This window comes from Sulfitobacter sp. G5_S2_6_S6 (assembly GCF_054968505.1).
The window spans coordinates 56782-80864 of record NZ_JBQKUI010000010.1; the positions used below are offsets into that span (position 1 = coordinate 56782).

The window sequence follows — 24083 nt, forward strand, 5'->3', positions numbered from 1 at the left end:
TACGATCATCAAGAAGAAGAATGTTGGTTTGAAGGTGAACCCAGATCACCCGCGTCAGGTGCAAGTCTGGAATGTTGTAGCTTATCATGGAACAAGAAGCCATTCTAGGTTTGCTAGATGTTCACAGACGCCTCGGCCCAAGTGGCCAACCTTACCGTCGTGTTTGTCTGTGTTAATGCTTATAACGCTGAGGGTGATACAATGCTGCTCGATTGGCTGGTGACGGATTAACAAGCGACCCATACCAAACTACTCTCCGAGTATCAGGCCTTGGAAGAAGAGTACGCTAGACAAGATGAACCCCCCGAGATCGATACTCAGCTTGGCGTGTTGTAAGCAGAGATCCAAAAGATCGAGATCCGGCCGTTAGCCTTCAATCCGACAGACATCGGGCGGGCAGGGGCCTTCGTCATGTTTGACCGCTACGGCGCGCTGGCAGTCTCTCGCGGCTACGACCACCTGACCTCGGACGAGTCCGTTGAAGACGGCAACACCGCCTAAGAGTACGCCTACACTGGACCGTGCGGCGGTTCGGATGACACATGGGAGGGCTCAACCCATCTCTTGCAGAATATCCAGAATGTACGTATATTCTGCACGAATGGAGACCCAGATCATGCATGAGCTTCCCGAGTTCAAGGCGGCCGACCTGACGCGGCACACAAGTGACCTGTTTGACGCGGCCATTCGGTCGCCGATTGCGATCACCAAGCATCGCAAGCCGAAATTCGTGCTGATGAGCATGGACCAGTACCAGCAGCTCGCGCGGGGGGCCACGCAACAGGCTCATATGGTTGACGAGATGCCCGAGGATCTCAAGGCGCTGATGATTGAAGGGCTCGAGCGGGACTTGACGCGGGCGGATGACTAAGCCGAGTGCGGGAGAGGTTTTCCGCTACCCGTTCCTATGGAAACGCGAGCAGATGGCGGGCGAGACCGAGGGCCGCAAGACACGGCCTGTCTGTATCGCCGTCACTGTCGCCAAGTCCGATAGCGAGACCGTGGTGTTCATCCTGCCGATCACGACGCAACCGCCCTTGCCCTCGCGCAAGTGCATCGAGGTGCCACAGATCGAGTCGCAGCGTGTGGGGTTGGAGACCCATGTCCGCAAATGGGTCATGCTGGACGAGATCAACACCGATATTCTGGAGCGGTCCTATGTCTGGGAGGACCGCACGCCCATCGGCGCGTTCAGTTCCGTCTTCACATTCAAAATCCAGTCCAGCCTGATCGCGCTTGCCAGGTCGGGCGGGGCATCGATTGTTGATCGGCTGAAGTAGTCTCAATCACCGCAGGGGCTACCCAGCTTCATTTGTTCCCATCGATCCATTTTGACATCAGCCCCTTGTCGCGGAAACACTCATCCGGGACGGCGCGGCGTTTGATCCGGGCGAGACGCTCGGCGAAGGCGACCTGCTTCGATGTCGGGCGGCTGTCCTGCGCGCCCGGGTTCAACTTGGCTTGTGCGTCGATCCAGGCACTCAAGGAGCGCCGATCTTGCTGAACCTCCCACGGCAGAAGCGTCTGGTTGCGCAGGGCCAGCAACCGCGCATAGGCAATCTGCTTTGGCGTCGCGGGCAGGGCGTAAGTAGTGCTTTCCATCGGGGATTTCCCTTCTTAGCTCGGTTCTTAAAAAAGAACATAACGGGAACAAATACAAGCCACCTCCGGAAATCATGGGGTTTGAGAGGAAGAGGAGGGCCGGGGAGGGTCAGGCCTGAGGGTGTCGGAGAGAGGGTGCCCGAAAGAGGGTTGAACCGGCTTGATCCTGTTCCTCATCCGGGTCTGATGCCGGAAAGTGCAGGATCCTGCGTTCTCATGAGCTTCGCATTTAACAATCTCCGGCATCAGATCCCTAAAGAGTGAAAGTGTCCTTCGGGTTTTGTGACTGACGGATGAGGGCCTTTGGGGTCCCTCAGATGGGTCCGGGCCGGATTCCGGTCTGTCTTTCCTGATTAAGGGCATTCCCATGCAAACAGGTGTCTTGCGCGTGTTGCGCGCGACCGCTGCCTCGTCGTGGCGACACAAGGAACTACGCCGAACCGGCCAGACGGGGCAGTCACAACGGCGCGAGCGCGAGACTGTCCTGCGTGACCTCGGCTATCTGAAGCAGGCGGCGTCATTGCCAAACGCGCATGTGATCTGCGGAGAGGGCGGGACATTCATCCATCTTGGTTGGACCACCGTGTCGACCTTCGCGCCGATCGAGCGCTTTCCCTTGGCCACTCTTGCGGTCGCACGAGGGACCCCGTTCATCGATGTCCGGCCCGTCACCGATGTCATTGCCTTCGCAAACTTGCCGCGGGTGGCGCGGGACGGATCGGACGACTCTGAACCTTGGGGTCCCGGCAGGTCCGTGTCGCTGACCACCTACATCGACATGGTCGAAGCCCTCGGTGCCAGGATCATCAACGATCCGCGGCCCCGTCAGTCAATCTAATCACCATTTCCTCTCACCAAAACTCGAAAGGAGGCCAGCCATGGCCCGATCCCGCACGCCCAAATTCGATGCCTCCGAGGTCATCACAAACGAAATCGTCCGCATCATTGAGCGCGGCGTTCTGCCGTGGCGCAAGCCCTGGACCGCAGGCGGCAGCTCTCGTCCCCTGCGCGTGGGCGGTGAGCCCTACCAGGGGGTCAACAACTTCCTGCTGACCATGCGAACGGTGATGGCAGGCCACAGCTCGCCTTTCTGGATGACGCTGCCGCAGGCCAATGCCTTGCACGCAAAGGTCCGCAAGGGCGAAAAGTCCTCGGTCGTGATCTATTACGGTCAAAGTCGGAAAGACGCCGATGGCGAGGACGACCGCAGCGACGGAGATGATCGCTCCGAGGAGGCCCGCATCTTCCGCTTCCAGAAATCCTACCGCGTCTTCAACGCCTGCCAGATCGAGGGCTTGCCCGAGAGCTTCTTCCCCGATCCGGAACCCGTGCCCGAGCATCCGCCGTCCGAGCATCCGCCGTCCGAGCCCGTCACGCACATGCAGGCGTTTTTCGATGCCATCGACATCACAACCGTCTTCACGGGCACGGAGGCGTACTATTTGCCGCCCGTGGACAAGGTCTACATGCCGTCCATCACGCGGTTCCAGGATCCGCGCAATTTCTACGGGGTCTGGGCGCATGAGCTGGCCCATGCCACGAAGGCCCCCCATCGACTGAACCGTGATTTCGGGTTCTCGAAGTTTGGCAACACGTCCTATGCGCGCGAGGAGATCGTCGCGGAATTGACCTCGGTGTTCCTGGGTCAGACTCTCGGCTTCACGGCGCATACGCTCGAGATGAATGCCGCCTATCTTCACAACTGGTTGCGCGTCCTTCGGTCGGACAAGGGGGCGATCTTCAAGCACGCCGTGGACGCGCAGCGGGCCTGCGACTATCTGATCGCCAGATCTGAAGCGGGTAGGGCAGGGCGCAGCGCCGAGGCCGCGTGACCACACGGAGAACGGAGTCGTCCATGTCACGCAAGGAACCCAAGACGCTGCGGGTGGCCTGCTTCGAAGACGGCCGCCGCAAGATCATCACCTTCAAACGCAGTGCCTATTGGTGGAGCCGGTCCGAGGGCGCTTATCCGCTCTCGGCAGCGCTCGAGAGCATCACGGACCAGGGCGGCTGGATCGCAACCATTCCCAACCCGAATTACAGACCCAAGGGGCTGTTCGGGTAGGGCACCTTCTCCTTCGGCCCTGCCGCCAAGCGGAAAAGAAAAAGCAGGCTTTGGGAAGGGTGTTTCAACTTCTCAAAGGAGATCCCCATGTCCATGACCGTTCAACCCCAGCCAGACCGTCCGGATCCGACGGTGATCGCGGCGCAGAACGACGCGTTTCGCAAGCTCGCGTGCCTTGGAGTGCCGCCCGCACAGTCCATCCAGGGCCGGATGCATGTCACCCGCTCACTCATGGAGGCCGATGACGGCTTCATGGCCGAGGCGGTGAGGGCCACCGGTGAGTTTGCCACATTCGAGCCTGAGAATGATCCCGAAGGATGGCACGATTTCGGGGCGGTCGAGATCCGGGGCGAGACCGTGTTCTGGAAAATCGATCTCTATGAAGCGGATTCCGATTTCTGCTACGGGGCCGAGACCCCGGACAATCCTGCCACCACCATGCGCGTGCTGACCATCATGCTGGCGCGCGACTGGTAGGGGAGGAGGGCTTTCCAAAGTGTCGATCCGAAAACTCAAGGCCTACTGACCCCTCAAAGGGAAAGTGGGCCCTTTGTCGTGGTGATCCCTGAAGCCGGGGATTGGTCACGCGCGTGAAGGCGCGGGCCACACCTCACCCACTTGGAAGGATATCCCATGACCACAAGCTTTGCCCCTCTCACCGTCGCCATCGGCGATCTGGTCCCGCATCCCGCCAATGTGCGCAGCAACGCGCCGGAAACTTATGAGCCCGAGAACATCGCGCATCTGAAGGCCAGCATCGCTGTGCTGGGCCTGCTCCAGCCGCTCCTTGTCCAGAAGCTCGACGGCAAATACGCCGTGCTGGCCGGTGGCCGGCGGCATGCCGCGCTGAAGGAGCTGGTCGCTGACAAGGCCATCAAGGGCTTCACGGCGAAGACCAAGGTGGACTGCCGCCTTGTGCCAGAGGATTGCGATGTCACCACGGCGCTGTCGCTCGCCGAGAACATCACCCAGGCTCCGATGAACGCAATCGACGAGTTCGAGGCCTTCGCCCGGATGATGGAGGTCGACGGCCAGACGCCCGAGACCATCGCAAAGACCTTCGGCACCACGGTGGCCGCCGTGAAAGGCCGGTTGCGTTATGGCCTTATCCACCCCGACATCCGCGCCGCGGCCCGGGCCAAGGTGATCACGCTCGACACGATGAAGGCCTTTGCTGAGCACCCGAGCCAGGAGGCGCAGCGCGAGGTTTTCGAGGCGCTCACGAAGGACGGCGGCTATCTGCAGGCCTATTCCGTCCGTCAGGCCCTCAAATCCCGCGGCGTGCAGGTCAGCGATGATATCGGGGCTTTCGTGCGCGTGGACTACGAGGCGCGTGGCGGTGCCGTCGCGGCTGACCTTCTGGAAGAGCATTCCGTGCTCGAGGATGCAGCGCTGGTCGAAACCATCCTGCTCGAGAAGCTCGGTGCCGCCGCCGAAAAGGCTCGCATAAAGCTGGGCTTTGCCTGGGCCGATGCGATGGTGCGCTATGATTACGCGACCATGGCCGACTATGGCCGCATCTATCCCGGCCCGATCGAGCCTGATGAGGCTGCGCAAAAGCGCGTGGATGAAATCACCGCCGAACTCGAGAAACTGCAGCTCGAGATGGAGGATGAGGGGCTCGAGGACGGTGCCTACAACGCCCTTTACGACCGCGTTGACGCCTTGGAAGAGGAAGCCCGCGATCTGCAGGAGGCCAACAGCGCCGAGGACCTGGCGCGGTCCGGGGTAATCGCCTCGTGGTCGAGTGGTCAGGTGACCCTCCATGTGGGCCTCGTGCGCCCCGAGGACACCGTGAAAGAGGAGGGCGCACGCGGCTCCTCAAGTAACCCGACGGGGGAGGAGGCCCCGGACGCCGGCGAAATCACTTATCCAGCCTCGCTGGCCGAGGACCTCAAGACCGAGCGGGCCATGGCCCTTGGCGCCGCGATGGCGCTGCATCCGGAAGCCACGCTTGATCTGACGCTCTTCAAGCTGGTCAGTGATGTTCTGGCCAGTGGCATGAGTGTCACGCAGGCGATCAAGATCGATGCCCGCAAGGAATACCGCAGTCATGCCAAGATGGGCGAGATCGACGAGACCTCGCTCGAGCAGGTGGCGGCGGCGCATGATGTGCTTGACCTCTCCTGGCTCGATGACACCCGCGCGCCCGCCGATCAGTTCGCGGCGTTTCGCGCGCTGGAGGCAGGCGAGAAGGCCAAGCTCGTCGCCTATGCCACGGCCAGCACCACGCAGTCCTGCTTCGCGCGGGACCGCCAGCGCGACAGCCTGATGCATGCGTTCGAGATCGAGATTATGCCCGACATTCGCGCCCACTGGACGCCGAACGCGGCGCTGTTCAATCGCTTCAAGAAGGCTTGGCTCCTGAAGATCCTCGGCGAGGATCTGGGTCTCGCCCAGGAGGCGGTGACGCTGGCCTCGTCGAGCAAGAAGGAGATCGTCGCCTTCTGCGACAAGCTCTTTGCAGAGCCCTTCGCCACGCTCACCGACGCGCAGCGCGCTGCCGTGGCCGCCTGGTGCCCGCCGATGATGCAGACCAACGGTGTCACCTTTGATGAGGCGGAGCCCATCGCGGAATCTCCGGAGCCTGACAGCGAGGTCGCGCAAGCGGCCTGAGCCATTACGCGACCCGCGCGTGGGCCATGCCACCCGCGCGGGTCGACCCTCCCACACCCAACGGAAAGACATCCCCATGGCTATTCTCAAGTTCTCTGTCTCCGCAGTTGCGGCGCAAATCGCCCATGCGCGCGCTTGCAAAACCTTCCTGCCCAACTGGAACGGGCCCGTGGACAGGCCCGCCCTGATCCTGATCGTCGGCAATGGTGTGCATCTGCGCTCGAACGGCATCGATGGCACGACCACCCGTATCGTCACCACCGAACAGGCCGATCCCTCCTTCGCCTTTGCCGACGGCATGAACCCGTTTCGGGACACCGACTGGATGGCGCAGCGCCGCATGGCGTTTCGCGATCTGACCGGCCAGTTCTACACCGACATCCTGGATGACGTGCAGGTGCTCATCGACCGGGGGCGGGGTGCGATCCGGCTCGCCACCGATGGCCACAGCATCCGCGTCTTCGTGCGCCGGGCCTCGGATTATCTCATCGGCGGGACCTACGAGGTGCCGTCAGGCCTCGGCGGCACCTTCCGGGTAATCCTCAAGGATGCCTGCGACACCTTCGCGATCGTGCAGAACTGCGGCAATTGCGAGGATTTCGACGCCATGCAGCCCTACCGCGTGCCGCTCGATGCGCTGATGGAAATCGATGACCGGAGGGCGGCGTGATGGGTTGGCTCTTCTACACCGATCGCCGCGTCCAGACCTACGCGGATGAGAAAGCGGAGATTGCCCGGCTCTGCACCTTCGAGAGCGACACGCGAAAGACGGAACTGGTCAAAGCCTGCAAGGTGGGTTCGACTTGGTACGCGGCGGCTAAGATCACAAGTATCGATGGCTCGCCGGTCGAAGACGCGACCTATGTGACCGATGCGGATGGCTCCATCACTTTCGGGGCTGTCTTCCTCACCCGATATGATGACGGCTGCTGGGGCTACAAGGACATGGAGGAAAGCGCGGGGCCCGTCGAGTCGCGCGCTCCGCTCAGCCTTCTGGCGCTGCTCTCCGACCTGAAAGACCCTGACAGCTATGCCCATGCCTGGCGCCAGCGCTGCCGGGACTGGGCTGCAATCCCGGACTACGAGGAAGGCGACAAGATCAAGCTCGCAGCCCCTGTGACGCTCACCGATGGCAGCACCTGCCAGATCGTCACCGCGACGCACTACAGGCGGGGGCGGCAAAAACGCCGCTGCTACCGCATCGAGGAAACCGGTGGGCTCGTACGCCTGTCGAAGGCCTCGCTTACGGGCTCGGAGCTGCTTAGCTCCGCAAAGGGCGCGGCAAGTCCTGTGCTGGCCGAGTTTATGGCGGGGCAGGGGGAATGAAATGGAACCAGCCGGCGGCGGGTCTGAGCGGACCTTCATCATCAATCAATCGAGAGGCAGCTGTGCGGACTTTGCTGCCGTTGCCTACAGCGACTTTTCAAAGAACACGCGGTTGAAACCGTCTTCCGTTTTACGATCCGTCTCTTGATAGCCAAGGTGCGGATAGATCGACAGGTTTTCTGACATTTTTTCGTTTGTGTAGAGTTTGATCCGCTTTGCACCGGATTGCTTTGCTTTTTCTTCGCAAAAGGCAATCAAGAGCTTTCCGACGCCCTTGCCCGCCGCACTTGAACGCACGGCAACGTTTTCCAACATGAAGTGATCATCTTCTTGATAAAATACGATAAATCCGATCAACTCCGCATCCGTTTCCGCTGCGACGTAGACTGAACCGGATGCGATAAGCGAACCGAAGTCTGCCACCATGGGTGCCGGTTTCTTGCCGATGGCGGCAACGTACTGCTCATAGGCATCCTCAGCGCACAAACGAACGCTGTTCTCATCTCCTGGCGTTGCTTTTCTGATTTCAAAATTATGCGTCAATGGCCAGCTCCTGCATCATCAAGCCGAGATTACTATTGCGGCGCAGCAACCTGCAAGATGGGCTCACAGCTGACCTTCGCCACAGCTGCAGATAGAGGATCAGACGTTATAGGGGTTTTAGGTTCGTAGTGCAGACTTAGCAGGCGTTGCCAATTTTCTTAATTTCTGAAAGAGCGAGCCTACCGCAAACTGAAAGTTCTTGCTCTGTCTCATCTTGGTTCATTTGGTCCTGCCGTCGCGAAAAGTTCGCCTGTCGAAGCCCTTCGAGCGGGCCTTGGTGCATTCGTCGGGCTTGCTTTGGCTGGAGCCTTTGTTCTCGCACCAACGATTGATTTGACGCTTGGCTTATATTTGGTCGCGCCGTTCGGAGCGAGTTCGGTTCTTCTTTTTGCCGTTCCGAACAGCCCGCTGGCTCAACCGTGGTCGGCGATTATCGGCAACGTTACCGCCGCCTTGGTCGGTGTTGCGGTATGTCTGGTCGTGCAGGACCCCGTTCTACGTATTGCTTTAGCTGTGGGCTTGGCAATTACCGTGACTATACTGTGTCGTGCGTTACACCCACCGGCTGGTGCCGTCGCGATGACAGTAGCAATGAGCCCTGACGCGGTGCAGGAGTTAGGGTTTTATTTTGCCCTTATGCCGATTGGGATCGGCACGGTCGTTTTGGTCCTCATTGCCATGGTATACGGACGCATGACAGGGCGACACTATCCATTCCGCCAGTTCGATGATCCTAACCGTTATGGGACGCAAGACCTTGAGCCAATGAAGCGTCTTGGATTAACTGAGGCAGAACTGTCCGACATTTTGGGCCGCTATAAACAATCTTTCAATCTTGGAGTCGAGGATCTAGCGCGCTTGCTTGGTGCTGCGGAAATGCAGGTGGCAGCCCAAAGGTCGGGGCCAACGGTCGCCGCTGATATCATGTCGCACAATCTGATTACGGTTCAGCCGGAAACGCCTTTAACAGAGATAGCAGATTTGTTCCGGCGTTACCGGTTTACAGCATTGCCGGTCGTAGGGGGTGCAGACCGATTTCTGGGGGTTATCTTTCAAATACATCTCATCGACCGGGCTCGTGAGGATAGTTTGCGCCTCAAGCGCGGCTTCGGGAAGGCATTACACCGACTGCTTGACCGCCGCCGTGAAATACCTGTGCAAGCAACTGATATCATGAGCGTCGGCGGACCACGTGCAACCGCAGACACCCCCTTGTCGGCGCTGCTTCCCCAGATGGCTGACGGAGCTGTTGACGCCGTCCCCGTCTTAGAGCGCGGTCAACTAATAGGGATCGTCACACGCACGGATCTGATCAGCGCGTTGGCGCGGAAAAGTCTGGATAAATAATCTATAGAATTACGAAATTCTCGCATGAGTTATGAAATGCATTAACCAAGTAGATTTTCGCACGCCTCCCGAAAAAAAACATTGGAGAGCTCACAAATTCTTCGTTTGGCGCTTCAATAAACCCTGTTTAATATCCAAGGCGCTTTTGATCATCGTCGCCTCTCACCACGGTAACAGACTTTAGCTGCGCTGTCGAAAAGCGGCAAAGTGGGCTCTGAGTCAGAGTTCGCCGCGCTTTCAATGAACGGCGGCTTTGAGCTTCAGGTAGGATTCTGCCACCTCCGGCATTGGATTCCTAAGTGGCCCGACTTGATGTGACCACAATAGCATTGCCATTTACGGCGCCACTCTGGGTGATGTAGCATCGACCCAGAGTACAGTCGGAGAAAGCGCAATGGATCCAACGGATAAGGAAGGGCCGCACCTCGGCACCGATGAGCAAGGCGCGTCTCGGATGAAACGGAAGCGTTGCCAATTTGCGGTGCGCGTTGCAGACATGCCCGATGACCTTGGAAAGCTTCTGGATATGGGCCTCGAGGAGCATTTCCGTGGCTGCTGAAGCGAATGCGTATGACGCCTGGTTTTACGCGCAGGTACAGGCCGCGCTGGAGGATGCACGCTCGGGAACATCTCAGGTTCAGGTGATGCAGGCCGCACAGGCATTGATTGATGCGAAGCGGCAGGTCGAACCCAAGTCCTGACCAAGCCTTGGAGGTCAGCGCGGTCTGACCCCCGTCACCCTGAAAAGCGAAAGCGGGCTTTTTGTCCTTTGGAACTCAGACCCTGATCCAAAGGAAACCCCCATGTCCAAGCCCAAACCGGCAAATCCGGCTCTCTCAATCTCCGACACTGACCTCGCCTCTGCCCTCGTGCAGATCGGTGCGGAGGTCGACCACCAACCCCTGCGCAGTTCAGCGCTGGCGCGCATCATGCGCGAGACGTTTCATGGCAGCGATGCCGGCGGTGCCTGGGACTGGCGCATAGCCTATGACCTGATGCAGGCCGCTGCCGTCCAAATGCTGCTGCGTGGGGACGGCGCGGCAGATGACATCGCCGCTGCAAAGCTGCTTGCCTCGCGGCTGCTGACGGAAACCCGCCGGTCAGAGCAGCAGATCCGGCTGCAGCAGTTTTCCACGCCGTTGCCTTTCGCGGCAATTGTCGTGCGGGCGGCAGCCGTTCGCAAGGGCGAGACTTTGCTGGAGCCCTCGGCTGGCACCGGTGCCCTGGCTACTTTCGCCGCCCGGGCCGGTGCCACGCTTTTGCTCAACGAGATCGACCCTTTTCGCCAGAGCCTCCTGCGCGCGGTTTTCGGCGGCGAGGTCACAGGCCATGACGGCGAGCATATCGATGATCTGCTGCAAACGCCGGTTCTACCCGACGTTGTGGTGATGAACCCACCCTTCGCCTCCTCGGTCGACCGCTCCCGGGACAAACACATCGCCGCCAAGCATCTCGTCGCGGCTGCCAAGCGTCTCGCGCCCGGTGGGCGGCTGGTGGCGATCATGCCGCCGGGATTCGCGCCCGAACGCGATGCCGCGCAATGGTCACGCGCCTGCGGTCTCCTGACGCCACGATTGGCGTTGACGATGCCGGGGCAGGTCTACCGCAAGCTCGGCACCTCTGTCGAAACCCAGCTGATGGTCTTCGACAAGGTGCAGGAGGATTGCGAGATGATCCGCGTCCCTGTGCGGGATCTGGATGAAGCCTTGGCATATGTCGATGCCGTGGCCGCAACCCGGACCGAGTTGCGCCCCGTCCAAGGGGCGGCAGCGGTTACTCCTGCGAGGCCGGCCGTTCCATCATCTCCCCCGCGCAAGACCGCCGCTGCGCCTGTCGCCGCCTCCAAACCCCGAGCCAATGCCGTTGTCCCGCTAACGTTCACGAGCTTTGATATCCCGCGCGACAACACGCCCATCTCGGACATCTATGCGCGTTACCGGCCGCAACGGATCGACATCGCAGACGCGCAGGAACATCCCACCCCGCTCGTCGAGAGCATCGCCATGGCCTCTGTCGCACCGCCCGTGCCCTCAGGCACGGCCAATGCGGAATTGCGCCTGCCCGCCAAGCTGGTCGAGAAGGGACATCTCTCCGAGGCGCAGCTGGAAACCATCATCATGGCGCATGATGCCCATGGGCGTGACCTGCCGGGGCGGTTTACCATCGACGAGGACCAGACCAAGCTGACGCGCGCCGACGATGACCCCGAGGCACGTGTCTATCGCCTCGGCTATTTCCTCGGCGACGGCACCGGTTGCGGCAAGGGGCGCGAATGCGCAGGGCTCATCCTTGTCAACTGGCTGGCCGGGCGCAGAAAGGCGATCTGGGTCTCCAAATCCGCCACGCTTATCGAGGACGCCATCCGCGACTGGACTGATCTCGGCGGCTCGCCAGCCGACATTCAGCCGCTTTCCAAATGGAAACCGGACCAGTCCATCCCGATGGGCGACGGTATCCTTTTTGTCACCTACGCCACGCTGCGGTCCGCGGGCAAATGCGGCACCACGCGACTGAGCCAGATCCTCGACTGGATGGGCGCAGACTTTGAAGGCGTCCTCGCTTTTGATGAGGCCCACGCCATGCAGAACGCGGCAGGGTCCGAGCAGGGCAGGGGGGTCAAGCCCTCCCAGCAGGGCCTTGCGGGCCTGCGGCTGCAACTGGCAGCACCCCGCGCCCGCGTCTTCTACATCTCGGCCACGGGTGCCACGAGCGTGCACAACCTGGCCTATGCCGCGCGTCTCGGTCTCTGGGGGCAGGGGCCGGAATACCCCTTCCCAAGCCGCGAGAGCTTCGTGTCGGCGATGGAGGCAGGCGGTGTCGCCGCCATGGAGGTGGTCGCGCGCGATCTCAAGACGCTCGGGCTTTACACAGCGCGTGCCCTCAGCTTCGACGGCGTTGAATACGATGTGCTCGAACACGCGCTCACCCCGGCCCAGATCGAGATCTACGACGCATACGCGGCTTCGTTTCGGACGATCCACCACAATCTCGAGGCCGCGCTGACAGCGACCGGCGTCAACGATGCCTCGGGGGAAACTAATGCGTCGGCCGCACGCGCCTCGGCCAAGTCACGCTTCGAGAGCACGAAGCAGCGCTTCTTCAACCATCTCCTGATGGGCATGAAAGCCCCGACCATCATCCGCGCAATCGAGGATGATCTGGCGGCGGGCTATGCTTGCGTCATTCAGGTGGTCTCGACGGGTGAGAGCCTGCTGAAACGCCGGCTTGAGACGATGGACCCGGAGGACGAGCTGGTCGAAGGCGCGCTGACGCCGCGCGACTACGTCTTGGGATACCTCGAACAGGCCTTCCCGATTCATGCGCAAAAGCTGGTCGAGATCGACGGCAATATGGTGGCCGAGCCGCTCCGCGATGAAACTGGCGCGCTGGTCGTCTCGCGCGAGGCGCTCGCCCTGCGCGATGCGGCCATGATGGAGTTGATGACGCTCGCCCCGATCCCCTCGGCGCTCGATCAGATCCTCTGGGCTTTTGGCGACGAGGCCGTGGCAGAAGTCACAGGGCGGTCCATCCGGCCACTCAAGGCCGAGGATGGCCACCTCTTCATCGAAAAGCGCGCCGCCAGCAGCAATTCATCCGAAACCCAAGCCTTCATGGACGGCGAGAAGGATATCCTGATCTTCTCCGATGCGGGTGGCACGGGCCGGTCCTATCACGCGGCGCAAACGGCGAAGAACCAGAAACGGCGGCGGCACTACCTGTTGGAGCCCGGCTGGCGCGCCGATGCGGCCATCCAGGGGCTCGGCCGCACGCATCGCTCTGCCCAGGTCAGCGCGCCCTTCTTCCGGGTCTGCACCTCCGATGTGCATGGCGAGAAACGCTTCACCTCAACTATAGCCAAACGCCTCGACCAGCTGGGGGCCTTGACGAAGGGCCAGCGCGAGACCGGCTCGCAAGGCATGTTCCGCGAGGAGGACAATCTGGAAAGCCCGATCGCGCGAGCAGCGCTGCGTGGGTATTTCGCCGATCTTGCCGCCGGGCGCGCCGAGGCGATGAGCTACGAGAGCTTCACCGACTGGACAGCCCTGCGACTGATCGACAAGGACGGTGTGCTTCTCGAGGAACTTCCCCCGATCCAGCGGTTTCTCAATCGGGTGCTTGCCCTTCCCATCCACATGCAGAACGCGCTCTTTGGCGAGTTCATGCGCCGGATCGCTGATCAGACCGAACGCGCGCGGGCGGCGGGCACGCTCGATCTCGGCGTCGAAACCCTGCGTGGCCAAAAGATCGAACAGGTCTCCACAGAGGATCTCTGGACCTGCCCGAAATCCGGCGCCGTGACGCGGATCATCGGGCTCAAGGTAACCGACCCGGTCCACGTCCTTGGGGCCGAAGAGGCCATATCGCGCAATCCGGACAAGCTCCCCATGGTCAATCGCGCCTCCGGTCGCGCCGCGCTCATCTCGGCGCGACCCATGCAGATGTATGACGAGGGTATTGTCACGCTGATGCGCAAGGCGGTGAGGCCAAACGGGTCCAGCTATCTGGAGGAGACGCGGTTTGGGTCCTCGGCTTGGGAAGAGATCGACAGGCCCGAGTTTGCACGGCTTTGGGATGCCGAGGCTGCGTCCCTGCCAAAAACCACCACGACCAAGCTCTACCTGCTGACCGGGCTGCTGCTGCCCATTTGGAAGGACATTCCGACCACCAATGAGCGCATCTACCGGGTCACGCCCGACGGGGCGACCGCCATGATCGGGCGCACGCTGAGCGAAGAAGGGGCGGCCGCGCTGCGCGCCCGCTTCCTCGTCTCCAATCCGCAAACGCCGCAGGAGATGCTGACCGCCGCCCTCGGCACCACCGCACCTGTCGATCTGGGCCGGGGTCTCACCCTGACCCGTCGCCGGGTCGCAGGCGAGATGCGCCTTGAGTTGGGCGGCGCGGACAAGGACATGATCGACGGCCTCAAGGCCCTCGGCTGCTTCACCGAGATCATCGCCTTCCAGCTGCGGGTGTTCCTGCCGCATGGGATCGACACGGGCCGCATTCTGGCCCGGATCGTCGGGCAGCGAGCCGCTAGAGCGGCAGAACAAGCCGCCTGAAAAGTCAAAGCGGGCTTTCGGTCGGACGTCGCGGATCGGGGTTTGGCCGGTCTGCGCTTTCCGGGTGCGCGCTGACCAATGCCACGCCCGGCCCCCCAAATTCAGACAAGAGGACAGACCCATGACCAATCCCCAGATCGACTATGCCGCAATGGCGGCTCAGTGGCGTGCAGAGCGCGAAACCACATTGAAGGCATCCCGAACGGAGCTGCTCGCGCAACTACGTGCGCTTGGCATCAGCGAGGTCACTGCCGAATACGAAGGCTATGGCGACTCCGGCAATGTCGAGGATGTGACGGTGCAGCCTGCAGAGGTCCAACTGCCGGAGGCGCTTGCCACAGAGGTTGGCGACTTCGCCTGGTCGCTCGCCTATCACCATCACCCGGGGTTCGAAAACAACGAGGGCGGTTACGGCACGCTGACCTGGGACATAGCACTAGACAGCATCATCCTCGATCACGCGGACCGCTATGTCGAATGCTCGCACAGCTATGACGAGGGGCTTTGAGATGGCCCATCCGCTTCATCATGCTGAAAGCTCTGCCCGGAAATTCGGCGGGGTGCCGTCTGACTATCAGTCTGTGTACGATTGGTTTGACGCCTCGAAAGAGCACCTCGCGCTTTTTACGCACCGCGCTTTACGCCATCACGCGCAAGGCTTGTTCGAGGCGGAACGGGTTTTCGGTTTGACGCTGACCAATAGCGCAGGTCGGGACATTCCCGTGCGCTGGATCGGTGAGCAGCATGTCCGCGAAGACTGCCAGGGCCGCATTCCGAGCATGGCGGACTGGCTGCGACGGATCCAACCTGAGCCATGGATGGCCAATGGCCATATCGACCGGCATTCCGGCGATGAGCCCTGCGGCGACCCAAGGACCGCCTGGGCCTCCGAGGTCGCCGCCGGCAGAACGGTTCTTGGCCTGAAGGATTGGATGGCGGCGCGCGCGACGCAAGCCACGCAAAGCGCCTGACAGCTCTCGGCCGTTGGCCAAACAAATGCTGCATGTAAGCCCGGTTGAACGACCGGGCTTCTTGCGTTGTTTCCCCACCATTCTTCGTAAGGAGGTTCGCATGACACTCGAAGACACCAAGGCGGCCGTTGATGCCGGCCAGACCGTGCATTGGGCCAACACCGGCTACGTTGTCCACAAGGACCGGCTCGGGCAGTACCTCATCACCTATCTGCCGAACGGCAGCTGCATCGGGCTGACCGACCGGAGCGGACAGCGGCTGAACGGGGATGAGGCAGAGTTCTTCATCGCGGAATCGGAGGAGGGCGACGAGAAGAGCCAAGACAGCCATCTGAGACCAGACGGGCAGGGGAGGGGCTCAGCATTCGGCGGGGAGGTGGCACAGTCTCTCAGGCGCCAGCGCTGAACTGAAGGTTGGGAAGAAAGGAAAGCGAGCTTTCTGGTTTGCGATCCCAGGAGGGGTCGAGAAAGCAATCCCGGATGCGCTGGCAAGGACGTCAGGCACCGGCCAATCCAAAAGGAACCATCCCATGTTCGCAGGAACCCTCACCCGCAATGTCGAGACCGCAGCCGCTCAGTACACCGGCATGATCCACTCGACGCGCTTTGACATCGCCATCCAGTTGGAGGCGCGGGCCAAGATGTCCGAACGCAGCCCGGATTTTGACGTGACGGCAGTCAATAAATCAGGTCGCAAGGTGCGCATCGGCACGGCCTGGAACGAGACCGGCAATACCAGTGGCAACCCCTACATCTCGATGCAGATCGATGTCGGCCTCGGCCCGTTCCGGGTCAACGCGGTGCAGACGAAAGAGGCGCGCGCGGCCGAGAGCGGCGAATTCGAGATCATCCCGCTGGTCTCGAACGGCCTGATGAAATCCGGCTCGATCTCGGGCGAGCTCACCGCCATGGACGCTGACAACGCCTTCACCGGCTACATCGCCAACATGATGTTCGATCTGGAGTTCATGCTGATCGAGAACAGCTATAAATCCGAGGAGACCCACCCCGATTACCGGATCGAGGTCAGCTCGCCCCGGGGCACACCGATCCGCGTCGGCTCGGCCTGGATGGCGAAAAGCAGCCGCACGGGCAATGACTACCTGTCGCTGCTGATCAACACGCCCGATGGCGACCTGCGCGTGAACGCCGTGCAGAACGAAGAACAGCGCGGTGGGCAGACCTTCTCGATCATCCCGTTCATCGACAGCAGTGAGCAGCCGCAGGACGCGGGTGCTGGGCTCTCGCTGGTCGCGTGATTAGCGTTTGAGACTGAACGAGCTGAACCGATAGGGGAGTCGTGGTGACACGGTTCCCCTTTTTCTGTGCTGACAGGGTGTAGATACGCACTTGAGTTTGTTGAGTACCGAACCGACCTACTGTGGTTCTCAGGATCATGCGCCGCCGTTGCCTCACGTCTAAAACGACCATCCGCCACAGTCACTCGGTTCCAACCTGGTTCACATCATACAATGAGGATAACAGCGGATTTTAACGTTGTCGTTGAAGGCTGCGGCGCAACGCACGGTTGCCCTCGTTTGGGTCATCCTCTCCAGGGTGTTTTCCCCCGCCCTTCCAGTCGTCCGACACGAGCCATTCCTCGAAATAGATCAGCCAGAGGTGGGTCCAGGGGATGATGGTGAGGTCCAAACGTTTGCTGGCGTCCCATTGTCCGGTCCCGGGCAGATAGAGACAGAGCCGATCCGGGTCATGGTAGATATGCGGCAGGTCGCGTTCACCGGCGAGCAACCTCAGGGCAGGATCTACGACACGAACATCCGGCGTCCCGTCCCTTTCGAGGACAAGGGTGACCTGATACGTCCGGGAAAGCGGCGTAGGTTGTGCGTGAAAATGCCATTCCAACCGGCGCGGACCGAGCACCCCCTCGCCGGCTACTGTCTTGGACTTCCGCAGGAACAGGTACTGCTGGGGCAGTGTCAGGTGGTTTCTTGTGGTCGAGCCCGCCATCGCGCCTAGTCCCCGAAAAACTCGTTCTTGGGAACGGGCGTCGAAGCGGCCGATTGTTGGGTGGTGAGGCCAACACCCGCACCAAGCACGAGAGCGCCCGTCTTCCGCCCCTCGTTCAGCGCGTCCATCCGCCGGTTCATTGTTCGGGCAACAAGTTTGTCACCCAGGCTGTCCTTCATGGAGCCGACAATGGCGTCTAGGCCGACGAGGTCACGAAGGGACTCAAAATCCGCAAGCGCCTTGCTATGCCATTTGTAGAAGGCTTCGACCCGCGCGGGTTCTTCATTCCATCGCTCGGCAAAATTCTCGCCGTTGGTGGTCTCGTTCCAGACCGCGTAGATCTGGCGGCCATTGACCAGAGGCCGCTCGATGAAGACCGGCATCAGGCGGATCGTGTCGATCAGCACCTCGAGTTCGTCGGCGAAAACATGACGCCTGACACACATCTCGTAGGATCGCATGGCCAGGGTCGTGATGACGATCGAGATCGGCGCGATCTCCTCCTGAACATGCAGGAATTCCAGATCCCGGTGACGCTTCAGGAGCTGCACGGTCCGCCGCAGAATGCCCTTGACGGACTGACGTACCGGGAAAGGTTCTGTCGTCGCCGCATCGCGCTGTGCCGCGATGATCGACTGCGTCATCCTCGGGACCAGGGCCGCCCTTTCGTCGAATAGGGCTCGATAGGCCCGAGGATTTGTAGCATGCCAGTCCCGTAGCTTGCGATCGGGCACCAGCTCACCGCCGTTCATGCAGTTCGGATTGGCAATGGTCGGGGAGATGTCGAGGTGAAAGTCACCGGCGTAGTTCAGGCGCCAGCAGCGCTTCTTTTCTTCCAGGATCGACGCGTAATAGGCGTGTTCGCGCAGGCGCTGGCCGATCGCAGCCTTTAGGCGTGCCGGTGCGATTTCTGGGCCGAGGCCAAGGATAAAACTGATCAGGTCGACATCGAACTCGTCGCGTCCGATCGGTTTGATCGAGGTCCCTAGTGCGCCAGAGCCGTGCAGGTAGACATGGAGGGAAGCAAGCATCGGGTCGCTCGATCCGGCCAACCAATCCGCGACCGCCTCGTAGCTGGTTCGGGCTTTCTCGAACTGGGTTTGGGTCCATTCCAGCTCCTGGCAGATTTCTTCGAGGATCGTGAAGACCTGCGCCCGCCGCTGAATGGCGGTATCGGTGAGGGTGTGCGAGAAGATCTGGTTCATGCCGCGTTCCGTTCGAGTTGATGCACGGGCACGAACGGCTCGGCAGGTTGCTGGAAGAAGATGGGGGTCAGGGTGGGGCTCGCGTGCCGGGCGCTCGAAGCGCCAAGCCCCTTGAGCCTCTGGATCTTGTTGGTGTCGTCGAGGGAAAAGAAACCGTCCGGCACGCTCGGCGAGTACCGGTGAACAGCCGTCCGGTCATGCGGATCACCTGTCAGATGACGGGCAATGCCGAGCGCACCGCGAGACTGACCGTCCATGAGAAGGCTGAGAGCCTTCAACCCGAGGCCGGCTTTTCCGGGGGATTCAGGCAGCATGTAGACCTCGTCGACGCAGCCGAGGCTCAGGATGTGCAATTCCTGCGAAGACCAGCCGAGCATCGAAATCGCTTCGACGGTCGCGACGCCTACCGGATTGTTGCACCAAGTGCCGCCATCGAGAAGCCCGACATCATCCACCGTCTTGTGACGCGCGAAATAGGTTGGAGCGGCCGACGTCGCCATCGCGGCGTCGAGGGCCGGCTTCCGGTAATCCTTTGTGAGCCGCGGATGATGCGACGTCTTGTAGATGTAGACGCTGCGCTGGTCGGCATCCCAGGCCGGGATCAGCAGCCGGGTCTCCGCTTCGCCGATGAGCTTGTCGCCAAGGACGGCGTGGAGCTCGTCCCTAAGCGTCGATGCTTCGTGCTTCGGCTTGACCAAGTGACGGAAGGCCGCACGCGCATCCCGGGCCTTTTGCCCGAGCCAGCTCTTGTCTCCCGCTTGCCCGAAGATCGTCGGCCCGCGATTTTCGTAGAGTTCGAGGAGGGTCTTGGCCTTGATGCCGAGGGCTAGGCCGATCGCGAGAATACCCCCGGTTGACGTTCCCGCAATCAGGTCAAAGTAGCGGCCAATCGGTTCATCAAGGTCTTCTTCCAAACCCGCCAGAAAGGCCGCCGGTTGGGTGCCTTTGATGCCGCCACCATCGATGCTTAGGATACGTCTCATGATGCACCTCGCTTTTCGAGGGTTGGCTCAGCCAGCCCACCATCAGGCAGTCCCACGATGTTCTGAAACCTTGACGACAGGTCGCCCGCAAACGGTATGTTCATGGCTGCTTCCTCGTTTCTTTGCCTGTTTAGCGCCTCTTGGGGCGATTTGGCGGTTTACAAATTTGCCTTTCCTTTGGCCTCATGTTACAATTTAGGGACAATCTGCCGCGCTTTCAAGCGTTGTAGTTTACAAAATATCAATCATATGGGTGAAATGTAAATCACCCACTGGGAGGATGTTATGATTGGCAAGAGACTCAAAGGAGCCCGGGCGGCATCTGGCCTCTCGCTACGTGCACTTTCTGATGCCATGGAGAACAAGGTGTCCGCTCAAGCCATAGGCAAGTACGAGCGCAATGAAGACATGCCCGGATCGGGCGTGCTGCTAAGTCTTGCCCGCGCACTCGGCATCTCTGTGGATTTCTTGCTCAGCGATGATGAGCTTGAGTTGGAAGGCGTTGAGTTTCGCAAGTCAGCCAGCTCTTCAACCAAAGAGATCGCGACGATCGAAGCCAAGACGCTTAATATGGTTGAAAAGTACCTAGCCATCGAAAGCTTGCTGAATCTTTCGAGCCAGGAATGGGATGCCCCACATGAAGCGCCCTACTGGGTGACTGATGTTCGTGATGCCGAGGACGCAGCTCGTAACATGCGTGCTTCTTGGCAACTGGGTCACGATCCGATCCCAATGCTTGCCGAACTCCTCGAGGAGCACGGGATTAAGGTGTTGTCTTTGGACGTTGATCGGATTGATGGCCTTGCGGCCAAAGTCCGTCGAAAAGAGCATCACTCCGCGCGGGTGATCATGATCAAGAAGAATACCTGGTCTGAACGGAAGCGCTTCAGTTTAGCTCACGAACTGGGCCACATGGTTCTTAAGGTCGCCGAAGGGTGCGATTCAGAACGCGCCGCAAATCGATTTGCTGGTGCGTTCCTCGTTCCGGCAGAAGTGCTAAGGCAGGAGATTGGTGCCCGCAGAACGGACATAAGCATTGGTGAGCTCATTAGTCTGAAGGATCGGTTTGGCGTCAGCATTCAAGCGCTGACGTATCGATGCAAGGATTTGGAGATCATCAACCAGGCAACATTTGCGCGCCTTTTCAAGGTCTATAAGCAACGAGGTTGGCGGGATGAGCCGTTCGAGGAGCCGAATTCCATTCCTTGGGAACGAGAAGAACCGGACCGCTTTCAAAGGTTGTGTTTTCGTGCCCTCTCCGAGGGGTTGATTGGGTTGTCTCGTGCGGCTGAGCTTCTCGAAATACGAGTAAAAGAACTGGAAGAACGTTTGGACCACATGGCATAGTCGCTGTGTGCAAGTTCTTGTTTCTGATACCTCCGTCCTGATCGACATCGAGAGAGCCTCGCTGACAGCGAGGCTCTTTGACCTCCCCTATGATTTTGTTGTTCCAGATATTCTTTATGAAGCGGAACTTCTCGACTGGATGGGCCCTGATCTGATCGATCTGGGACTAAGAGTGGAAGAGCTCACGCCGGAAGAAACTGCACGCGCGACTGAGCTTAAGCGGGCGAAAGCTATGCTATCGACGCCAGATGTCTTTGCATTTTGCCTCGCGGCTGAGAGGGGTTGGGTTCTCCTTACCGGAGACGGAGCACTCAGGGTTGAGGCGGAGCGCCAAGAAATCGCGATGCACGGCGTCCTGTGGGTCTTCGATGAGATGGAACGTCACGAGGTTTGTTCGCCCGCCCTCCTCAAGTCGGGTCTCGAAACGGTTCGTGATCATCCGAGATGCAGACTTCCCATTAGGGAAATCAATAGGCGCCTTGCGAGATACTAGCTTGTTTATTCGGCTTGCTGGAAGGAAATTGTTGCGAAGCTCTTCTTCGCTTTAGCCTTGCGGCCTCCCCTGCTCGGCTTCGCGTGTCGCAGGGGAGAACGGCCCTTCGGTCCGTCGCGCATTCGGCCATGCGGCCTCACCGCGGCGTTGCACCCGGCGTCCCGGTTTGCCCGCCTCGCGAGCACGTCCCTCCCCGGCCGCTCCGCCGGATTGCGCTCTGGTCTGTTTTGCGGGGCAAAACGATCCCGCCGCTCCATCCGTCTCACGCGTCCGGTCTGGCCGTTTGCCTGCTCGGGTCGGGCAAACCTACCGTCAAAACACACACACATGAGCGCGGAAGCATATCCTCCGGATGGCCCCCAAATCAGCCCGCCTCAAGGATCGCAAAACTTTTCGGCGGGGGCGGGGCATGTGGCGCGGGATGGTCCCGTGCGTGAGGGCGCGCATGTGTCCGGTGCTGCGCGCAGAAAACTTTTGCGCCCGGCAAGCCGGCGGCTGCGCCGTCCCTGACCCGGGCAGATTCGGAAACCAGGCATTCGGCCATGCCCCCACACTCACGTGGTGGCCTTGGAACCGAACACTGGAGACCAAACATGGCTTACGACACCGCAAACACCTACGAGACCATCGAACTTTTCGGACTGACCGAGAAGGACGCGCAGCTGCCGATCCCGGAAGATCACATCCTGACCGACCGCATCATCCGCGAAAGCTTCGAGGCTTTGCTCGGGCAGCTGCGCGGGACCGGGCTTGAAGCCGAGATCGAACCGCTGGCCCATGGGCTCGCGACGATCCTCCAGCGGCGCAAGGTGGCGCTTGGCAAGGAGGTCGACCGCACCGCCGACAAGATCGGCGCGCTGGCAAAATCCCACGACGGATCGGAGATCGCCGAGACCGCGCTCGAAGAGGCGCAAGCGCGCTTTGTGCAGCTGCGCGAGATCGTCGGCGCCATCGAGGTGATGAGCGAGGCAGCGGCGGAATGCTACGAGATCGAGACCGGTCACGCCTTCATCCCGGCAGCCGGGTCGCGCGCGAGCGTCCGGGCGCAAGAGACCGGCGCGGTCTTCGAGGCGCGGCAACTCCTGGAGCAGCACGACCGCGAGACTGCCGAGAAGTCGAAAGTCGAGGGGGTTCCCCTGATCGTCTCAGGCGCCACTGACTGGACCGATGTCGATGTGGTCTTCAATACGCTCGACAAGGTTCGCGAGCGGATCAAGCAGAACCGCAATCAGGAGATCTTTCTCTGCCACAAAGGCGGCAAGCACGGGGCGGAGATGATTGCGGCTCGGTGGGCCCGGGCACGCGGGGTCGCACAAGCGCGCTTCGATCCGCGCTGGTCCGCGCATGGGCGGGCGGCTCCGTTCAAGTGCAACGACGAGATGCTGGACGACAAGTTCGCGGCGACGGGGGTTGTACTCTTCGGCGGCAACGGGGTCGCGCTGAACCTCGGGCAGAAGGCGGAAGCGAAAGGTCTGACGGTCATGCGGGTTGCGGACCCGGCGAAGAAGGCGTCGCAGGATTGAAGAGAGGGGGTCGCGCTTGGCGCGGCCCTTTCGTCATGTCTCATGGCGCGTGCGGTCGGTCACGCGTGATCGGTAGTCTGCAGCGGCCAGCAGCGTTATCCCTCTACCCGGTCCGTCAGAGTGCGGCCCATCCGCATCGGTATGGGCTCGGGATGGTGCGCACCTCACGCACATCGTCAGCAGCGCAGGACGCGAGGGGTCGAGACGTCGCACTTGAGGCTGAAGCCTTGCGAGTCCCTCGGGGCGTGTTTCGGAACATCGCATCCACGCGGGCGGGCTCCGTCAGCACCCCGGCCAGGCTCGGCGGGACGCGGACGCGGATGGTGGCGGCTGCGTGATAGCAAGGGTCATCCGGGTCTCTCCTTTTTGCTCATAGATGTGGATCGCACGGGGTCGGCCCAATCGTGCCCTCAGCTCACGCTTCGGCAAGCACAAATACGGCTTCCACGGCTAGCCGCGGACCCTCCGCATTTGCGCTTGCGACCGGCCCTCTTGCCCCCGTGCCGGGTGATCCCCATCGCAACAAGGAGAGACCCAAATGACCAACCACTACGTCGCCACCGTCCCCGTCAAGTTCACCGATACCGATGGCCAGGAGCGCACCCGTTTTCAGCGCGTGGGCGCCATGTTCCGCAACACCCGCAACGGGGACGGCTCGGAGTTCTTCAGCCTCAAGCTCGACTTCCCGGTCGCGGTCTCGGAGCTGGTGATGTTCCCGCCGAGCGCGAAAGATCCCCAGGACTAAATCCTCTGACGAGGATGGGCCGCCCCAGGACGATCTTGGGGCGGCCCGATCCCTGTTCCAGGGATGTCGGTCCCTGCGCGTTCAACGGACGCACTCCGCCCGGAATGATCAGGCCGCGACAGACCGGCCAGTCAGCCTCAAGGGGGCCATCCACAAAAACCTATCGGCCAGGGCCTCCCGGTTTTTGCGGCAGAGATTTGGGGGCCCAAATCTGGCCCTCCTTGACCCTGCCGGTCCGCCCTGTCGGTGGGGTTTGCGCCCGCCCGCGGTTCCGTCCGAACACATGCGT

25 protein-coding genes are annotated in these 24083 nt (G+C 61.0%); 20 read left to right on the forward strand and 5 right to left on the reverse strand.

Annotation, left to right across the window (positions count from 1 at the left end; translation table 11 throughout):
• The first annotated feature begins 580 nt into the window (after positions 1–580).
• Both ACTRWK_RS14905 and ACTRWK_RS14910 read left to right on the forward strand, forming a co-directional pair.
• Complete coding sequence (locus ACTRWK_RS14905; RefSeq protein ID WP_237273908.1) at positions 581–871, forward strand: type II toxin-antitoxin system prevent-host-death family antitoxin; 291 nt, start codon at positions 581–583, stop codon at positions 869–871.
• Positions 864–1280 carry a hypothetical protein gene (locus ACTRWK_RS14910; RefSeq protein WP_462844002.1) on the forward strand — a complete coding sequence of 139 codons (417 nt, stop codon included), beginning with the start codon at positions 864–866 and terminating at the stop codon, positions 1278–1280. Before ACTRWK_RS14905 ends, ACTRWK_RS14910 begins: the two co-directional genes overlap by 8 nt.
• A gap of 28 nt (positions 1281–1308) precedes the next feature.
• Here ACTRWK_RS14910 and ACTRWK_RS14915 read toward each other — a convergent pair whose 3' ends face one another.
• Entirely contained in the window at positions 1309–1602 is a 294-nt protein-coding gene (locus ACTRWK_RS14915) for a hypothetical protein (RefSeq protein WP_007120638.1), read from the reverse strand.
• Positions 1603–1969: 367 nt separating this feature from the next.
• On the opposite strand from ACTRWK_RS14915, the gene ACTRWK_RS14920 reads away from it, so the two are divergent.
• From ACTRWK_RS14920 to ACTRWK_RS14950, 7 genes are all read left to right on the forward strand, one after another.
• Positions 1970–2440 (forward strand): hypothetical protein, encoded by a 471-nt coding sequence (locus ACTRWK_RS14920; protein WP_237273230.1) that lies wholly within the window; start codon positions 1970–1972, stop codon positions 2438–2440.
• A gap of 40 nt (positions 2441–2480) precedes the next feature.
• Entirely contained in the window at positions 2481–3434 is a 954-nt protein-coding gene (locus ACTRWK_RS14925) for an ArdC family protein (RefSeq protein WP_462844003.1), read from the forward strand.
• A 23-nt stretch (positions 3435–3457) separates the two neighbouring features.
• Entirely contained in the window at positions 3458–3667 is a 210-nt protein-coding gene (locus tag ACTRWK_RS14930) for a DUF6330 family protein (protein WP_007120641.1), read from the forward strand.
• An 87-nt stretch (positions 3668–3754) separates the two neighbouring features.
• Positions 3755–4144 carry a DUF3768 domain-containing protein gene (locus ACTRWK_RS14935; RefSeq protein ID WP_462844004.1) on the forward strand — a complete coding sequence of 130 codons (390 nt, stop codon included), beginning with the start codon at positions 3755–3757 and terminating at the stop codon, positions 4142–4144.
• Positions 4145–4300: 156 nt separating this feature from the next.
• Positions 4301–6283 carry a ParB/RepB/Spo0J family partition protein gene (locus tag ACTRWK_RS14940; protein WP_462844005.1) on the forward strand — a complete coding sequence of 661 codons (1983 nt, stop codon included), beginning with the start codon at positions 4301–4303 and terminating at the stop codon, positions 6281–6283.
• Positions 6284–6359: 76 nt separating this feature from the next.
• Positions 6360–6953 carry a regulator gene (locus ACTRWK_RS14945; RefSeq protein WP_386176698.1) on the forward strand — a complete coding sequence of 198 codons (594 nt, stop codon included), beginning with the start codon at positions 6360–6362 and terminating at the stop codon, positions 6951–6953.
• Positions 6953–7609 (forward strand): DUF6927 domain-containing protein, encoded by a 657-nt coding sequence (locus tag ACTRWK_RS14950; protein ID WP_462844006.1) that lies wholly within the window; start codon positions 6953–6955, stop codon positions 7607–7609. Before ACTRWK_RS14945 ends, ACTRWK_RS14950 begins: the two co-directional genes overlap by 1 nt.
• Before the next feature lie 84 nt (positions 7610–7693).
• Here the strand turns inward: ACTRWK_RS14950 and ACTRWK_RS14955 are convergent, their stop codons facing one another.
• Positions 7694–8152, reverse strand: a complete 459-nt coding sequence (locus tag ACTRWK_RS14955; protein WP_462844007.1) for a GNAT family N-acetyltransferase — start codon at positions 8150–8152, stop codon at positions 7694–7696.
• A gap of 204 nt (positions 8153–8356) precedes the next feature.
• Between ACTRWK_RS14955 and ACTRWK_RS14960 the strand changes: the two genes are divergently transcribed.
• The 7 genes from ACTRWK_RS14960 to ACTRWK_RS14990 all read left to right on the forward strand — a co-directional run bounded on the left by ACTRWK_RS14960 (position 8357) and on the right by ACTRWK_RS14990 (position 16789).
• Entirely contained in the window at positions 8357–9499 is a 1143-nt protein-coding gene (locus tag ACTRWK_RS14960; RefSeq protein ID WP_180829211.1) for an HPP family protein, read from the forward strand.
• A 548-nt stretch (positions 9500–10047) separates the two neighbouring features.
• On the forward strand, positions 10048–10200 hold the full coding sequence (locus tag ACTRWK_RS14965; protein ID WP_462844008.1) for a StaA: 153 nt from the start codon (positions 10048–10050) through the stop codon (positions 10198–10200).
• A 102-nt stretch (positions 10201–10302) separates the two neighbouring features.
• A complete protein-coding gene (locus ACTRWK_RS14970) occupies positions 10303–14559 on the forward strand; it encodes a strawberry notch-like NTP hydrolase domain-containing protein (protein ID WP_462844009.1) in 4257 nt (1418 codons plus the stop codon).
• A gap of 121 nt (positions 14560–14680) precedes the next feature.
• On the forward strand, positions 14681–15067 hold the full coding sequence (locus ACTRWK_RS14975) for a DUF6878 family protein (protein WP_037240036.1): 387 nt from the start codon (positions 14681–14683) through the stop codon (positions 15065–15067).
• 1 nt (position 15068) lies between these two features.
• Complete coding sequence (locus ACTRWK_RS14980; protein ID WP_462844010.1) at positions 15069–15530, forward strand: DUF6915 family protein; 462 nt, start codon at positions 15069–15071, stop codon at positions 15528–15530.
• A gap of 100 nt (positions 15531–15630) precedes the next feature.
• Positions 15631–15936, forward strand: coding sequence for a hypothetical protein (locus ACTRWK_RS14985; RefSeq protein ID WP_462844011.1), 306 nt, complete (start codon positions 15631–15633; stop codon positions 15934–15936).
• Positions 15937–16060: 124 nt separating this feature from the next.
• Positions 16061–16789, forward strand: coding sequence for a DUF736 family protein (locus tag ACTRWK_RS14990; protein WP_462844012.1), 729 nt, complete (start codon positions 16061–16063; stop codon positions 16787–16789).
• Between the two features lie 232 nt (positions 16790–17021).
• On the opposite strand, the gene ACTRWK_RS14995 is transcribed toward ACTRWK_RS14990, so the two are convergent.
• Genes ACTRWK_RS14995 through ACTRWK_RS15005 form a run of 3 tightly spaced genes read right to left on the reverse strand, consistent with a single transcriptional unit; the run spans position 17022 to position 19686 of the window.
• Entirely contained in the window at positions 17022–17498 is a 477-nt protein-coding gene (locus ACTRWK_RS14995; protein ID WP_462844013.1) for a hypothetical protein, read from the reverse strand.
• A 5-nt stretch (positions 17499–17503) separates the two neighbouring features.
• On the reverse strand, positions 17504–18703 hold the full coding sequence (locus tag ACTRWK_RS15000; protein ID WP_462844014.1) for a nucleotidyltransferase domain-containing protein: 1200 nt from the start codon (positions 18701–18703) through the stop codon (positions 17504–17506).
• A complete protein-coding gene (locus ACTRWK_RS15005; protein WP_462844015.1) occupies positions 18700–19686 on the reverse strand; it encodes a CBASS cGAMP-activated phospholipase in 987 nt (328 codons plus the stop codon). Before ACTRWK_RS15005 ends, ACTRWK_RS15000 begins: the two co-directional genes overlap by 4 nt.
• A 285-nt stretch (positions 19687–19971) precedes the next feature.
• On the opposite strand from ACTRWK_RS15005, the gene ACTRWK_RS15010 reads away from it, so the two are divergent.
• The 4 genes from ACTRWK_RS15010 (at position 19972) to ACTRWK_RS15025 (ending at position 23794) form a co-directional block, all read left to right on the forward strand.
• Positions 19972–21033, forward strand: coding sequence for a helix-turn-helix domain-containing protein (locus ACTRWK_RS15010; protein ID WP_462844016.1), 1062 nt, complete (start codon positions 19972–19974; stop codon positions 21031–21033).
• Between the two features lie 7 nt (positions 21034–21040).
• Positions 21041–21526, forward strand: a complete 486-nt coding sequence (locus tag ACTRWK_RS15015; RefSeq protein ID WP_462844017.1) for a PIN domain-containing protein — start codon at positions 21041–21043, stop codon at positions 21524–21526.
• A 593-nt stretch (positions 21527–22119) separates the two neighbouring features.
• Positions 22120–23049, forward strand: a complete 930-nt coding sequence (locus ACTRWK_RS15020) for a DUF2493 domain-containing protein (protein ID WP_462844018.1) — start codon at positions 22120–22122, stop codon at positions 23047–23049.
• Positions 23050–23587: 538 nt separating this feature from the next.
• Complete coding sequence (locus tag ACTRWK_RS15025) at positions 23588–23794, forward strand: hypothetical protein (RefSeq protein ID WP_007120662.1); 207 nt, start codon at positions 23588–23590, stop codon at positions 23792–23794.
• Positions 23795–24083 lie beyond the last annotated feature (289 nt).